Source organism: Paenibacillus provencensis (genome assembly GCF_042678545.1).
Taxonomy (GTDB): Bacteria; Bacillota; Bacilli; order Paenibacillales; family Paenibacillaceae; genus Paenibacillus; species Paenibacillus provencensis.
Window position 1 is genome coordinate 134,846 of the sequence record NZ_JBHTKX010000001.1, and the last position, 13,783, is coordinate 148,628.

At 47.0% G+C, this 13,783-nt stretch carries 13 protein-coding genes; all 13 read left to right on the plus strand.

Annotated features, from left to right (window positions below; translation table 11 throughout):
- Positions 1 to 51 precede the first annotated feature (51 nt).
- The 13 genes from lepA to mtaB all read left to right on the plus strand — a co-directional run bounded on the left by lepA (position 52) and on the right by mtaB (position 13,686).
- On the plus strand, positions 52 to 1,869 hold the full coding sequence (gene lepA, locus ACFQ3J_RS00710) for a translation elongation factor 4 (RefSeq protein WP_251580800.1): 1,818 nt from the start codon (positions 52 to 54) through the stop codon (positions 1,867 to 1,869).
- 129 nt (positions 1,870 to 1,998) lie between these two features.
- Positions 1,999 to 3,180: a radical SAM family heme chaperone HemW gene (hemW, locus tag ACFQ3J_RS00715; RefSeq protein WP_251580802.1), complete on the plus strand. Its 1,182-nt coding sequence runs from the start codon at positions 1,999 to 2,001 to the stop codon at positions 3,178 to 3,180.
- Positions 3,181 to 3,262: 82 nt separating this feature from the next.
- Positions 3,263 to 3,724 (plus strand): N-acetyltransferase, encoded by a 462-nt coding sequence (locus ACFQ3J_RS00720; protein WP_091158653.1) that lies wholly within the window; start codon positions 3,263 to 3,265, stop codon positions 3,722 to 3,724.
- Between the two features lie 101 nt (positions 3,725 to 3,825).
- The gene (gene hrcA, locus ACFQ3J_RS00725) at positions 3,826 to 4,857 is read left to right on the plus strand and encodes a heat-inducible transcriptional repressor HrcA (RefSeq protein WP_091158652.1); all 1,032 of its coding nucleotides are present in this window, start codon (positions 3,826 to 3,828) and stop codon (positions 4,855 to 4,857) included.
- 196 nt (positions 4,858 to 5,053) lie between these two features.
- Positions 5,054 to 5,650, plus strand: coding sequence for a nucleotide exchange factor GrpE (grpE, locus tag ACFQ3J_RS00730; protein WP_379292272.1), 597 nt, complete (start codon positions 5,054 to 5,056; stop codon positions 5,648 to 5,650).
- A gap of 134 nt (positions 5,651 to 5,784) precedes the next feature.
- Positions 5,785 to 7,629 (plus strand): molecular chaperone DnaK, encoded by a 1,845-nt coding sequence (gene dnaK, locus ACFQ3J_RS00735; RefSeq protein WP_091158650.1) that lies wholly within the window; start codon positions 5,785 to 5,787, stop codon positions 7,627 to 7,629.
- A gap of 138 nt (positions 7,630 to 7,767) precedes the next feature.
- Positions 7,768 to 8,889 (plus strand): molecular chaperone DnaJ, encoded by a 1,122-nt coding sequence (gene dnaJ / locus ACFQ3J_RS00740; protein ID WP_251580804.1) that lies wholly within the window; start codon positions 7,768 to 7,770, stop codon positions 8,887 to 8,889.
- 163 nt (positions 8,890 to 9,052) lie between these two features.
- Positions 9,053 to 9,415: a hypothetical protein gene (locus ACFQ3J_RS00745; protein WP_251580806.1), complete on the plus strand. Its 363-nt coding sequence runs from the start codon at positions 9,053 to 9,055 to the stop codon at positions 9,413 to 9,415.
- Between the two features lie 25 nt (positions 9,416 to 9,440).
- The gene (locus ACFQ3J_RS00750) at positions 9,441 to 9,632 is read left to right on the plus strand and encodes a YfhD family protein (RefSeq protein WP_251580808.1); all 192 of its coding nucleotides are present in this window, start codon (positions 9,441 to 9,443) and stop codon (positions 9,630 to 9,632) included.
- Between the two features lie 199 nt (positions 9,633 to 9,831).
- Positions 9,832 to 10,794 carry a 50S ribosomal protein L11 methyltransferase gene (gene prmA, locus ACFQ3J_RS00755; protein ID WP_251580810.1) on the plus strand — a complete coding sequence of 321 codons (963 nt, stop codon included), beginning with the start codon at positions 9,832 to 9,834 and terminating at the stop codon, positions 10,792 to 10,794.
- A gap of 3 nt (positions 10,795 to 10,797) precedes the next feature.
- Positions 10,798 to 11,475 (plus strand): site-2 protease family protein, encoded by a 678-nt coding sequence (locus ACFQ3J_RS00760; protein WP_091158642.1) that lies wholly within the window; start codon positions 10,798 to 10,800, stop codon positions 11,473 to 11,475.
- A 103-nt stretch (positions 11,476 to 11,578) separates the two neighbouring features.
- Positions 11,579 to 12,343, plus strand: coding sequence for an RsmE family RNA methyltransferase (locus tag ACFQ3J_RS00765; RefSeq protein WP_251580812.1), 765 nt, complete (start codon positions 11,579 to 11,581; stop codon positions 12,341 to 12,343).
- A gap of 2 nt (positions 12,344 to 12,345) precedes the next feature.
- Positions 12,346 to 13,686, plus strand: a complete 1,341-nt coding sequence (mtaB, locus tag ACFQ3J_RS00770) for a tRNA (N(6)-L-threonylcarbamoyladenosine(37)-C(2))-methylthiotransferase MtaB (protein ID WP_091158639.1) — start codon at positions 12,346 to 12,348, stop codon at positions 13,684 to 13,686.
- The last annotated feature ends 97 nt before the right edge of the window (positions 13,687 to 13,783 follow it).

The window sequence follows — 13,783 nt, forward strand, 5'->3', positions numbered from 1 at the left end:
CTAACTGCTATAATGAGATGATTGACATTAGGCTGTTTGTGGGGGTAAGGCATGACAGACATTCAGGCAAGACAAAAGAAAATTAGAAATTTCAGTATCATTGCACATATAGACCACGGTAAGTCTACATTGGCAGACCGTATTCTGGAATATACCGGTGCGCTGACATCACGCGAGATGCAGGAGCAGGTGCTCGACCAAATGGAGCTGGAACGTGAGCGCGGGATTACAATCAAGCTTCAGGCCGTACGTTTGACGTACAAGGCAGATAATGGTGAAGAGTACATTCTGAACCTGATCGATACGCCGGGACACGTCGATTTTACGTATGAGGTATCCCGTAGTCTGGCGGCCTGTGAAGGCGCGCTGTTGGTGGTGGATGCTGCGCAGGGCATTGAAGCTCAGACGCTTGCGAACGTCTACCTTGCACTCGATAACGATCTTGAGATTCTACCGGTTATTAACAAAATCGATCTTCCAAGCGCAGATCCTGTACGTGTGAAGCAGGAGATTGAGGATGTTATCGGTCTTGATGCCAGTGAAGCTGTACTTGCTTCCGCCAAAGCAGGCATCGGAATTAAAGAAATATTGGAGCAGGTTGTAACCGGTGTGCCTGCACCTACCGGCGATCCGAATAATCCGCTGAAGGCGCTTATTTTTGACTCGCATTATGACCCTTATAAGGGAGTTATTGTATACATTCGTGTCATCGACGGGAAGATCAAAGCCGGGTCGAAGATCAAGATGATGGCGACAAACAAATTATTTGAAGTCATCGAGGTTGGTGCGTTCATGCCGCGGATGACAATTGTGGACGAGCTGAACGTCGGCGATGTAGGCTTCGTGGTTGCTGGGATCAAGCATGTTGGCGACACCCGGGTCGGGGATACGATTACTGATGCGAAGAATCCGACGCTGGAACCGCTCCCTGGTTACCGTAAGATTAACCCAATGGTATATTGCGGACTCTATCCGATTGATACGTCAGATTACAATGACTTGCGTGAGGCGCTTGAGAAGCTGCAGCTGAACGATGCTTCGCTCAGCTTTGAGCCGGAGACGTCAAGTGCGCTTGGCTTTGGCTTCCGCTGCGGATTCCTTGGTCTCTTGCACATGGATGTCATTCAGGAGCGGATTGAACGTGAATTTAATATTCCGCTGATCACCACAGCGCCAAGCGTTATTTACCGCGTTAACCTAACGAACGGAGAAGTTATTGAAATTGACAACCCGTCGAACTATCCGGAGGTTGGACGTATTGATAACGTAGAGGAGCCATACGTCAAAGCTGACATTATCGTCCCGAATGATTATGTCGGAACGGTAATGGAGCTGTGCCAGAGCAAGCGCGGAGAGTATCTGAATATGGAATATATCGATTCCAACCGGGTAACGATTACCTATGATATCCCCCTTGCAGAGATCGTATATGACTTCTTTGATCAGCTCAAGTCCAGTACCAAGGGCTATGCATCTTACGACTATGAGATTTCCGGCTATCGCCAGTCAAATCTGGTGAAGATGGACATTCTGCTTAATGGTGAGCAGGTCGATGCACTCTCCTTCATCGTACACCGCGAGCGTGCGTATCAGCGCGGACGGATTATTTGTGAGAAGCTGCGCGAGCTTATTCCAAGACAAATGTTCGAGGTGCCGATCCAGGCTTCTGTCGGTACGAAGGTTGTTGCCCGCGAGACGATTAAGGCGATGCGCAAGAACGTACTCTCCAAATGTTACGGCGGTGACATCTCACGTAAGCGGAAGCTGCTAGAGAAGCAAAAAGAAGGTAAGAAGCGGATGAAGCAGGTAGGTAATGTAGAGGTGCCGCAGGAAGCATTTATGGCGGTACTGAAGATTGACGATAATTAATGTACAGAATAAGGGAAGCCGTATCGGCTTTCCTTTTTTCTTCATTAACGATACAATGGCTTCTTGTAAGCGATGAATGATCATGCATATTTTTTGCAAGACAACTTATATTAGAGGGGGTATACCCGCATGGCAGCAGAGATGCCGAAATTAATAACCAAAGCACCCGAAGCGGTGTATATTCATATTCCCTTTTGTACCAATAAATGTTTCTACTGCGATTTTAATTCCTATGTGCTGAAGGATCAGCCGGTAATGAAATATTTAGAAGCACTGGAACGGGAGATGGAGTACACCGTCAAGAAGACACCTCCAGGTAAAATTAAGACCATTTTTGTTGGTGGAGGAACACCAACCGTATTGAAGCCTGATGAGATGGAATACTTTCTGAGATCGGTTCGGACTTATTTCCCGGACTGGGCAGACGATATCGAATTCTCCATGGAGGCCAATCCCGGAACAACAGATCTGGAGAAGCTGTCCGTCATGAAAGAGGGAGGCGTCAACCGGGTCAGCTTCGGCGTACAGGCTTTTCAGAATGAGCTGCTGACAGGCATTGGCCGTATTCATAATACGGATGATGTGTACCGCAGTCTGGAAAATGCACGCAAGGCGGGTCTTACCAATCTATCTATTGATTTGATGTTTGGCCTACCGAATCAGACGGTCGATATGCTCTCGGAGAGTGTGACAAGAGCCCTTGAGCTCGATCTGCCTCACTACTCCATTTATGGATTGAAAGTAGAAGAGAATACCCTCTTCCATACGCTTTTTCAGAAGAATCAGCTGCCTCTCCCGGATGAAGATCATGAGCTCCAGATGTATAAGCATTTGATGCAGAGAATGAAGGATGCCGGATATGTTCAATATGAGATCAGCAATTTCGCGAAGCCTGGAATGCAGAGCCGTCATAACATGACGTATTGGAGAAATGAAGATTATTACGGACTCGGAGCCGGAGCACATGGATATGTGGGTCGTGAACGTCACATGAATGTCAAAGGTGTGAACCCTTATATAGAAAAAGCGGAACAAGGTCTTCCTAGACTCGAAACCGCTCAAATTACAAGAGAAGAAGCGATGGAAGACTTTATGATGGTGGGTCTGCGTATGCTTGATGGGGTATCGAGCAGCCGCTTTGAAGCACAGTTCGGTGAAACAATCGAAGACATATTCTCTGGACCGCTGCATAAAATGGTGCATGCAGGTCTCCTTGATGCCACAGGTGACGGATACCGTTTGAGCAGTCAGGGAGTCCTGTACGGGAACGAAGTTTTTGCTGAATTTATTGGTGTATTGACCGTCAAATAATCCCTTGAACTTTTATGCGCTCTGATGTATATTTATACACATGTTACTTTTTGTCAGGGCGTGAATAGGAGGAGAGGCGGTCATGGCTGCGGTTTGCAGAAAGGCATCTCATGAGGATGTCGAGACATTGTACGAGATGATCAAGGGTTATGCAGAGAGAGGGATTATGCTCCCTCGTTCACGAGACGTACTGTATAGGCAGATTGATCTCTTCGTCGTCGCAGAAGTTGACGGAAATGTAGTGGGATGCGGTTCTTTATGCATGCTGGGCAAGGATCTGGTCGAGATCCGGTCTCTAGGCATATCCGATGGCCATAAAGGGCAAGGGATCGGGTCGCTACTTCTGGACAAGCTCGTAGAAGAGGCAAGAGAACAGCAAATTCCGAAGGTAATGGCATTAACCTATGAGGTATCCTTTTTTGTGAAGAATGGATTCTCCATTGTGAATAAAGAGATTTTTCCGGAAAAAGTATGGACCGATTGCGTGAACTGCAGCAAGCAGCATGCATGTGATGAAATCGCAGTTCTTAAGATACTGAACTGACTTGACAATGCTCAGGTCAGTTTGGTATTTTTGTATTACTGGTTAGCACTCGTTAGTTGTGAGTGCTAATGATGATCACATCTTTAGGGAGGGAGACACGTATGTTAACCGAGCGTCAAAGACTGATACTGAATGCTATTGTTGATGATTATATCCGTTCGGCTGAACCCGTTGGATCCCGCAGCATTTCGAAAAGAGGTGATGTCGGCTATAGTCCGGCAACGATTCGTAACGAGATGGCCGACCTGGAGGACATGGGATATTTGGAACAGCCGCATACATCGGCTGGCAGAATCCCTTCACATAAGGGCTACAGGTATTACGTAGACCATCTGGTTCCTTTCAAGTTTACCGAGCCATCTGAGCTCAAGGAGCTCAGATGGCTGCTCGCTGAGAAATTAAACGCGATGGAGCAGGTCATACAGCATACCTCCACCATTTTGTCGCATATGACGAACTATACTTCCATCCTGCTTGGACCGGAAGTTTTTCATACGTCGCTCCGTCATTTTCAGCTGCTCCCGCTTGGAGAGAATATGGCAGTGGCGATTATTGTAACGAGCACTGGTCAGGTAGAGAATAAGACGGTAAGCTTACCGTCGAATGTCTCGTTGTCTGAGATGGAGAGAGTCGTCAATCTACTAAATACGAGACTTGTCGGAGTACCTCTATATAAGCTGAAGGCGAGACTATATTCAGAGGTCGCGAGAGAAATGGAGCGAAATGTCTCTGAGTACGAAGCTTTCATGAAAATATTGGATACTGCTTTTGATGGGGAGCCGGATCATCGATTGTATCTTAGCGGTACGACGAATATGCTGTCCCAGCCAGAATTCAAGGATGTCGACAAGGTCAAGGATATTTTTGATTTGCTTGAAGAAACATCGACCATAATGAAGATTATGACACCCTCCATTGGAGGAACGGGTGTCCAAGTGAAGATCGGAACAGAGAATGATCATGAGGCCTTTGCCAATTGCAGTCTTATTACTGCCTCCTACTCGGTTGAAGGGGAAGCATTAGGAACGATTGGGATCTTAGGACCGACAAGGATGGAATATGCCAAAGTGATCAATATTTTGAATATGCTGTCCAAGAATCTGACAACGATGCTGACACATCGTTACAAATAAATAGATTCCTACCCATGTAACATAATTCACTGCCCATCAAGGACAATGATCATGTTAAAGTTTAAGATGGGCGATTTAAGCTTAATAATGAAATCTAGATGCAACAAAGGGCTGAACCTTATGAATGTTGAATGATACGTAAGGAATGTTCTGATCAGGAAGAAAAGTATAAGTTCTGTTTAAGGAGGTGAACATCTTGAAAGATGAACAAGCAATGGAGAATACAGAAGAGAACACTCCGCAGGAGGAAATGGTGAACGAGGCTGCACAGGCTGAGTCCGCTGAAACGCAGGAAGCAGCCGTGAATGATACGGAATCTGCTGCCGCTGAACCTCATGCTTCTACTCAAGAATTAGACAGACTGAAGGCACTTGCTGAAGAGAATGAGAAGCGCTACTTGCGTGCCCAGGCTGATTTTGATAATTTCCGTCGCCGTACTCAGAAGGAGAAGGAAGATCTAGCGAAATATGCATCGGTAAAGCTGATTACAGAGCTAGTACCTGTTATTGATAACTTCGAGCGTGCAATTGCGACAGCTCCGGCGAACACAGAAACCGATTCCTTTGCCAAAGGCGTAGGGATGATCTTCCGTCAGCTGGAAAGCGTGCTTCAGGCAGAAGGTCTTACAGCGATGCAAACCGTTGGCGAGGCGTTTAACCCTGAATTCCATCAAGCGATCATGCAGGTCGAGAGCGAAGAGCATGAAGAAGGCGTCGTTGTGGAAGAAGTGCAGAAAGGGTACATGCTGAAAGACAAGGTACTCCGTCCTGCAATGGTTAAGGTAAGTATGTAACATAAGGATTTTGCATAAATCGAATTATGCAAAAATTCCGAACATAAGTAACACTACGTTTTTTACATGATATCACATGAATTTAGAACAGGCCTTGTGTTGCCTTGTATAGATTAAGAAGGAGGATATTTTCCATGAGTAAAGTTATCGGTATCGACCTTGGTACTACAAACTCTTGCGTTGCCGTAATGGAAGGCGGCGAAGCAGTGGTTATTCCGAATCCGGAAGGTGCGCGTACAACCCCTTCCGTAGTCGGCTTCAAAAAAGACGGTGAGCGCATCGTAGGTGAAACAGCAAAACGCCAAGCAATTACTAACCCTGACCGCACCATTATTTCTATTAAACGTCATATGGGTACGAACCACAAAGAAAACATTGATGGCAAGGATTATTCTGCTCAAGAAATTTCAGCAATGATTCTGCAAAAGCTGAAATCCGATGCAGAGGCTTATCTCGGACAAACCGTAACTCAAGCGGTTATTACAGTTCCGGCTTACTTCAATGACAGTCAGCGTCAAGCAACGAAGGATGCTGGTAAAATTGCAGGCCTTGAAGTGCTGCGTATCGTCAACGAGCCGACGGCAGCAGCTCTCGCTTACGGTCTTGAGAAATCCGAAGATCAAACAATCCTCGTGTATGACCTTGGGGGCGGTACTTTCGACGTATCCATCCTTGAGCTTGGCGACGGCTTCTTCGAAGTAAAAGCTACAAGCGGGGACAACAGCCTCGGTGGAGACGATTTTGACCAAGTCATTATCGATTACCTTGTAAATGAATTCAAGAAAGAGCAAGGCATTGACCTTAGCAAAGACAAAGCTGCTGTTCAGCGTCTGAAAGATGCAGCGGAAAAAGCGAAAAAAGAATTGTCCGGCGTACTGACGACGACGATCTCTCTTCCGTTTATCACTGTTGCTGACGGCGTGCCTCAGCACTTGGAAGTAAACTTAACTCGTGCTAAATTTGAAGAGATCTCTGCTCAGCTGGTAGAGCGCACACTGGGTCCTACTCGCCAAGCGCTTAGCGATGCAGGTATGACTGCTAACGATATCGACAAGATCGTTCTGGTCGGCGGTTCTACTCGTATTCCTGCCGTTCAGGAAGCGATTAAGAAATTGACTGGCAAAGAACCTCATAAGGGCGTTAACCCGGATGAAGTGGTAGCACTGGGTGCTGCAGTTCAAGCCGGTGTCCTTACTGGTGACGTTAAAGACGTCGTTCTTCTTGATGTAACGCCATTGTCCCTGGGTATTGAAACTGCAGGCGGCGTATTCACGAAGATGATCGATCGCAATACAACGATTCCTACAAGCAAGTCTCAAGTATTCTCTACTTACGCGGATAATCAGCCTAGCGTTGAAATCCATGTACTGCAAGGGGAGCGCGAGATGGCTGCGGGCAACAAAACACTTGGACGTTTCATGCTTGGTGATATTCCTCCAGCTCCACGCGGCGTACCGCAAATCGAAGTTACATTTGACATCGATGCGAACGGTATCGTTAACGTATCTGCAACGGATAAAGGAACAAACAAATCCCAAAAAATCACGATTACTTCTTCAAGCGGTTTGAGCGAAGACGAGATCGAGAAAATGATGAAGGATGCAGAGCTGCATGCGGAGGAAGACAAGAAACGCAAAGAGCTTGTTGAAGTAAGAAATGCAGCTGACCAGCTGATCTACACTGTGGATAAGACGGTTAAAGATCTTGGCGACAAAGTAGATGCAGGTGAAGTAGAGAAAGCGAATGCTGCAAAAGAAAAATTGCAAAAAACGCTGGAATCTGACAACGTGGAAGACATCAAGGCTGCTACGGAAGAGCTTACCGAAATCGTTCAACAGCTGTCTGTCAAACTGTATGAGCAGGCTGCACAAGATGCACAGGCACAAGGCGGAGACGCAGCAGGTGCAAGTGCAGGCGGACGCGATAACGTCGTAGATGCAGATTACGAAGTGGTTGACGAGGACAAAAAAGATAAATAATCCTTCATAAGGATGACAGGAAGTTATAAGCCTTACAAGTGACAAGCATGGGAAGGTCAGAGCCGGAGTTCTTCGCGCTTTGATCCTTCCTTTTGTCACGTATATGCGGTATTGTTATAAAGTTATGGGGGTGGAAGAGTGGCAGATAAGCGCGATTATTATGAGGTGCTTGGTGTTGGCAAAAGTGCCGGCGATGATGAAATCAAGAAGGCTTACCGTAAGCTTGCACGGCAGTATCATCCGGACGTTAACAAAGAGGCAGATGCTGAAGCCAAATTTAAAGAGGTTAAAGAGGCTTATGACGTTCTGAGTGATGAACAGAAGCGTGCCCGCTATGATCAATATGGTCATGTGGATCCGAACCAAGGAATGGGCGGCGGCTTTGGCGGTCAGGATTTTGGTGGCTTCGGCGACATTTTCGATATGTTCTTCGGCGGTGGCGGAGGTCGGCGCGATCCCAATGCTCCGCAGCGGGGGAATGACCTTCAATATACGATGACGATTGAATTCAAGGAAGCGGTATTTGGCAAAGAGACGGATATTACTATTCCTCGCACAGAGAGCTGTGATACTTGCCATGGTTCAGGAGCGAAACCAGGAACTCATCCGGAAACCTGTTCTGTCTGCCGTGGCAGCGGGCAAGAAGAAGTGGTGCAGAACACCCCGTTTGGCCGTATGGTTAACCGTCGTGCCTGCTCCAACTGCGGTGGTTCAGGCAAGACGATCAAGGATAAGTGCAGAACTTGTCAAGGAAGCGGTAAAGTCCGTAAACAGCGCAAGATCAATGTTCGGATTCCTGCAGGAGTGGACGATGGTGCACAGCTGCGTATGAGCGGTGAAGGCGAAGGGGGACTTCGCGGGGGACCTTCAGGGGACCTGTTCATTGTTATCCGTGTGAAATCTCACGATTTCTTTGACCGGGAAGGCAATGATATTTATTGTGAAGTGCCGCTTAATTTTGCACAAGCAGCACTCGGTGATGAGATTGAGATCCCAACGCTTCGTGAGAAAGTGAAGCTCAAAATCCCGGCGGGTACCCAGACAGGAACCTATTTCCGTCTAAAAGGCAAAGGTGTTCCTCATTTGAGAGGCTCTGGTCAGGGAGATCAGCATGTTAAAGTGGTCGTTGTTACACCGACCAAATTAAACGATGAGCAGAAGGATCTGCTTCGGGAATTTGCCGCTCTCGGCGGAGAACAGATGGATGAGCACGAGCAATCGTTCTTTGATCGGGTTAAACGTGCATTTAGAGGTGACTGATCTATGCAAGAAGGGCTGTCCATGGTTCATGGGCAGTCCTTTTTTTGCGTGGTCATCTGAATAGCTGTCATCCATTTGCGGCATTCTATGTTAAGGCTCGAAGAGCAGCCTGGAGCTGCATCGATTTCATTAAATGAGAAGTGACTAAAGGCGGTGTTTTCTTATGGATAAGAACATCCTTGCTTATTTCAATTCCCCGGAGCAGGCACAGAAGGTTGCAGCCAAGCTGGGCAGCTTGAAGCTCGAGAGTATTTCGATCGATCGTTTCAGCCGCTATCCAGGCGAAGGAAGCAATGAGCCAATATTAAACAGTGCAATGGACAGTTTATCCTCTGCGACGTTACATGGTTCCTTTACAAGTGCATCCTCTGGAATACTGGCAGCTGCCGACCCATCTGCCAGCGGTATGAGTGATGGAGGCGCAGGAGGGCCGACAGGCAAGGACATTCTGCTGACTGTCGTTGTGGATGAATCCGTGCATCATGAGGCGCTGCAGATCATTGAGGAATCCGGTGGTCTAATTTAATTCAGAAACCGAGGAGGAATATAGAATGTCTTCTAACCGTAGAAAAGATAGAGTGTTAAAAAAATCGGAGAAGATCAGTGAGCTCGCTTCAGCAAAGAATGAGGATGTTGAATTCAGCAGTGCAGAGGCTGATCAAGAGGATATTGAAGCGGTTCGCCGTAGTGAGGCGGCAGATGAGCGGCAGACGAGAAAGCTGGATGATTACAGATATGAGTAAATACAAGGAAGCATCGGAGTCCCGGGTAGAGGGCGCCGATGCTTTTTTGCACGGTTTTGGTTGGAGGGGCACTATATTATCAGTGGAATATGGAAATAACTGTGGAGAAATAAGGATGGGAGTTCTCTCGTTCTTTGTGCTCACTATTGTTTGTATAGTACAATAGAGGGTATGAATACAGGGGAGGAAACAGCAAATTATGATATGGAATGAAATAACAATACATACAACGGAAATAGCGCAAGAGATGATCTCGAACTTCTTGCATGAAGCGGGTGCGGGCGGAGTAGCTATCGAAGAATCAGGTACACAGGACAAGATCAGAACGACAAAGTATGGGGAGTGGTACGAATACCCTCTAAATGATATTCCTAAGGGCGAAGCCGTTATCCAGGGCTATTTTGCGGATACAACGGATATGGATGCCGTGATTGCTGAGATTGAGCCGCGAATCAAGGAGCTTGCAAGTTATGGAATTGATGCAGGCAAGGCTGAAATTACGGTGAAGCAAGTGGATGAAGAGAGCTGGGCTACGGCTTGGAAGCAGTACTTTAAGCCGCTTAGAGTATCTGAGACGCTGACGATCAAACCGACTTGGGAAGAGTATACACCAGAAAGCGCTGCGGAGAAATTGATCGAAATTGATCCCGGGATGGCATTTGGTACAGGAACGCATCCCACTACCTCTCTATGCCTTCGTACGCTGGAAAAATATGTTCAAGGCGGCGAAGAGGTCATTGATGTAGGAACAGGCTCGGGTATTCTGGCCATCGGCGCCATGAAGCTTGGGGCAAAGCACGTGCTTGCACTTGATCTTGATCCTGTAGCGGTGTCTAGCGCGCGGGAGAATAGTGCTCTAAATGGGCTTACTGATCATATTACGGTATACGAGAGTGATCTTCTGTCCATTTTGGACAAGCAGGACGGTTCCCTTGGTGTCACAATGCCAGTTCAAATCGTTGTCGCGAATATTTTGGCAGAGGTCATCCTTCTCTTTATTAATGATGTTTATGAAGCACTTCAGCCGGGCGGCCTGTATATTGCTTCAGGCATCTGGAAGAACAAAGAGGAAGTTGTCCTTACAGCACTGCGAGAAGCAGGTTTCGAAATTATGGATATTCAACGCGACGAAGACTGGCTAGCGATTGTTTCGAGGAAATAAGGGATGAGTATGGATCAATTTTTCTTTTATCCATTAGACCAGCTGCCCTTTTTTATTCTGACGATTCTTATTGCGTTTACAGTGCATGAGTTTGCTCATGCTTACTTCGCCAATAAATTCGGTGATCCCACCGCGAAAATGCTGGGAAGAATGACCTTGAATCCGGCGGTGCATTTCGACTTCTTCGGTCTGCTACTGCTGGTGATCGCCGGCTTTGGCTGGGCAAGGCCGATTCCGGTAAACCGGGATAATTTTGATCGCAGACGGATGATGAGCGTGGTTGTCTCTGCGGCAGGGCCTGTAAGCAACCTGGTGCTCGCACTGATCGGAACGATTACTTATGCAGCCATGATCCAGCTCGGAGTCATGGACTCTATTGAGAATCAGCGTGTTGTATTTGCGATCTCGACATTCTTTTCTATTTTTAATGTAACGAACTTTTTCTTATTCTTCTTCAATCTCGTTCCTCTGCCTCCACTTGATGGATACCGAATCGTAGAGGAGCTTGTGCCGACTCGTATTCGGATCAAGCTGCAGTCACTTGAGCAATGGTCAATCCTTATATTTCTAATTATCGTCATTACTCCGCTGAACCGGTGGACAATAACTCCTCTTTATGAATTGTCCATGAGCTGGTACATAGGTATAGCCCAGATGGTGATGACCTTGCTTGGCGGCTAGTCAGAGACGGTAAAAAGTTGTAAGATGTTATGTGGTTATTTTCTATTTAAAAGAAGTGTAGTTCTGAGAATGATAGTTGGTTAAGCAGGGGGCATATCGATCCATGCAGCGTTATTTTATTGAACAGGATCAATTCGACGGACAGACAGCCATTATTCATGGAGATGATGCTCGTCATATTACCAAGGTGATGCGGGGCAAGAATGGGGATAAGCTCATTGTGAGTGACGGAGTTTCCCGTGAGGCTATGGTCCAGATCACACACATAGAAGCTTCGCAGGTGCAGGCAGAGGTCGTGGAGTGGCTTCCTATGGATCACGAACCGCGAGTATCGGTAAGCATTGCACAAAGTTTGCCGAAGGGCGACAAAATGGAGCTTGTTATTCAAAAATGTACGGAAATCGGTGCGGTCGGTTTTATTCCTTTTTTATCCGAACGTACCATTGTCCAATATGACGCTAAAAAAGAGGGGAAACGACTGGAGCGGTGGCGCAAAATAGCGAAGGAAGCTGCTGAACAGAGTCATCGCAATCGCATTCCGGCCGTATATGAATCGAGGTCATGGAAAGAGCTGCTAGCTTCTTTTGATAGTTATGATCTCGTTTGCTATTGCTATGAGAAAGAAGACGGCTTGCAGCTGAGAGATGTAATTAAGCCATTAGCAGCCGGATTGTCTGCGGATGAGAGTGCCTCTGTACTTGTTGTTGTGGGTCCGGAAGGTGGATTTACAACAGGGGAGGTACAGGCGGCTGAGACCGCAGGGGCGAGATCCGTCGGTCTTGGCAAACGTATTCTTCGTGCCGAAACAGCAGGCATGGTCGCTTTGACTTGTATTTTATATGAAACTGATGAAATGGGAGGAATGTAATTATGCCATCCGTGGCGTTTTACACCTTGGGATGTAAAGTGAACTTCTACGATACAGAAGCCATTTGGCAGCAATTTAAAGAACAAGGATATGAGCAGGTGGACTTTGATTCACAGACCGCTGATGTGTACCTGATCAACACCTGTACCGTTACGAATACAGGAGACAAGAAGAGCCGTCAAATTATACGGCGTGCAGTTCGCAAGAATCCGGATGCGATCGTTGCAGTAACCGGCTGCTATGCACAGACTTCACCGGCAGAAATTATGGACATTCCTGGTGTCGATCTCGTTGTAGGTAATCAGGATCGGGACAAGATCATTCCTTTTGTCAATCAGATCAAAGAGACACGCGAGCCGGTAAATGCGGTACGCAATATAATGAAGAATCGCGTATTTGAAGAGATGGATGTACCTGACTTTGCCGATCGGACGCGTGCCTTTCTTAAAATTCAGGACGGGTGTAACAATTTTTGTACCTTCTGTATTATTCCATGGGCGCGCGGACTGTCTCGCAGCCGTGATTCGAAGAGCATTATTACTCAAGCGCATCAGCTGGTCGAGGCAGGTTACAAGGAGATTGTCCTGACCGGAATACATACCGGCGGCTACGGCGATGATCTTGATAACTATGACTTGTCGAGTCTTCTGTGGGATCTGGATAAAGTGGATGGATTAGAGAGAATTCGCATCAGCTCCATTGAAGCAAGCCAAATTGATGAACGGATGCTGGATGTGTTGAACCGTTCCTCGAAGATGTGCCGTCACTTCCATATTCCGCTTCAAGCAGGAGATGATACGGTTCTTAAGCGGATGCGCCGCAAGTATACGACCGAGCAGTTCTATAATAAAATGGGACTGATCCGTCAAGCAATGCCGGATGTGGCCATTACAACCGATGTGATTGTCGGCTTCCCTGGGGAAACGCATGAGATGTACCGAAATGGCTATGACCTTATGAAAGCCATTAATTTCTCAGAGATGCATGTCTTCCCTTATTCCAAGCGGACCGGGACTCCAGCAGCACGCATGGAGGATCAAGTCGATGATGAAGTGAAGAACGAGCGTGTAACAGAGCTCCTAGCGTTGTCAGATCAAATGAAGCTCAGCTATGCTGAGAAATTTGCTGGACAAGTTCTGGAGGTTATACCTGAAGGCAGAGGAGATCGAGCAGAGGGCCATCTTCATGGGTATAGCGATAATTATATCCAGCTTGAATTTGAAGGCGCCGATCATCTCGTTGGTGAGGTATGCCGTGTGAAGATGACGAAGGCCGGACTTCACGCGAGTGAAGGACAGCTTGTTCGGGTGATGGAGAATGGGCCACAAAAAGCTGCCCTCTAAGTTAATACGGACAGTATAGGATCACGGAGACGAACAAGGATTTCGTTTTCTTTTGGAGGGGTATTGGTTAAGGTTCCCTGAGGAAAGAATTCGGAAT

Bases quoted from the DNA above. Each gene is read 5' to 3' on its own strand.
- dnaK (WP_091158650.1), top strand. From the start codon at position 5,785: ATGAGTAAAGTTATCGGTATCGACCTTGGTACTACAAACTCTTGCGTT.
- hemW (WP_251580802.1), top strand. From the start codon at position 1,999: ATGGCAGCAGAGATGCCGAAATTAATAACCAAAGCACCCGAAGCGGTG.
- ACFQ3J_RS00750 (WP_251580808.1), top strand. From the start codon at position 9,441: ATGTCTTCTAACCGTAGAAAAGATAGAGTGTTAAAAAAATCGGAGAAG.
- hrcA (WP_091158652.1), top strand. From the start codon at position 3,826: ATGTTAACCGAGCGTCAAAGACTGATACTGAATGCTATTGTTGATGAT.
- prmA (WP_251580810.1), top strand. From the start codon at position 9,832: ATGATATGGAATGAAATAACAATACATACAACGGAAATAGCGCAAGAG.
- ACFQ3J_RS00765 (WP_251580812.1), top strand. From the start codon at position 11,579: ATGCAGCGTTATTTTATTGAACAGGATCAATTCGACGGACAGACAGCC.
- ACFQ3J_RS00745 (WP_251580806.1), top strand. From the start codon at position 9,053: ATGGATAAGAACATCCTTGCTTATTTCAATTCCCCGGAGCAGGCACAG.
- ACFQ3J_RS00760 (WP_091158642.1), top strand. From the start codon at position 10,798: ATGAGTATGGATCAATTTTTCTTTTATCCATTAGACCAGCTGCCCTTT.
- lepA (WP_251580800.1), top strand. From the start codon at position 52: ATGACAGACATTCAGGCAAGACAAAAGAAAATTAGAAATTTCAGTATC.
- ACFQ3J_RS00720 (WP_091158653.1), top strand. From the start codon at position 3,263: ATGGCTGCGGTTTGCAGAAAGGCATCTCATGAGGATGTCGAGACATTG.
- mtaB (WP_091158639.1), top strand. From the start codon at position 12,346: ATGCCATCCGTGGCGTTTTACACCTTGGGATGTAAAGTGAACTTCTAC.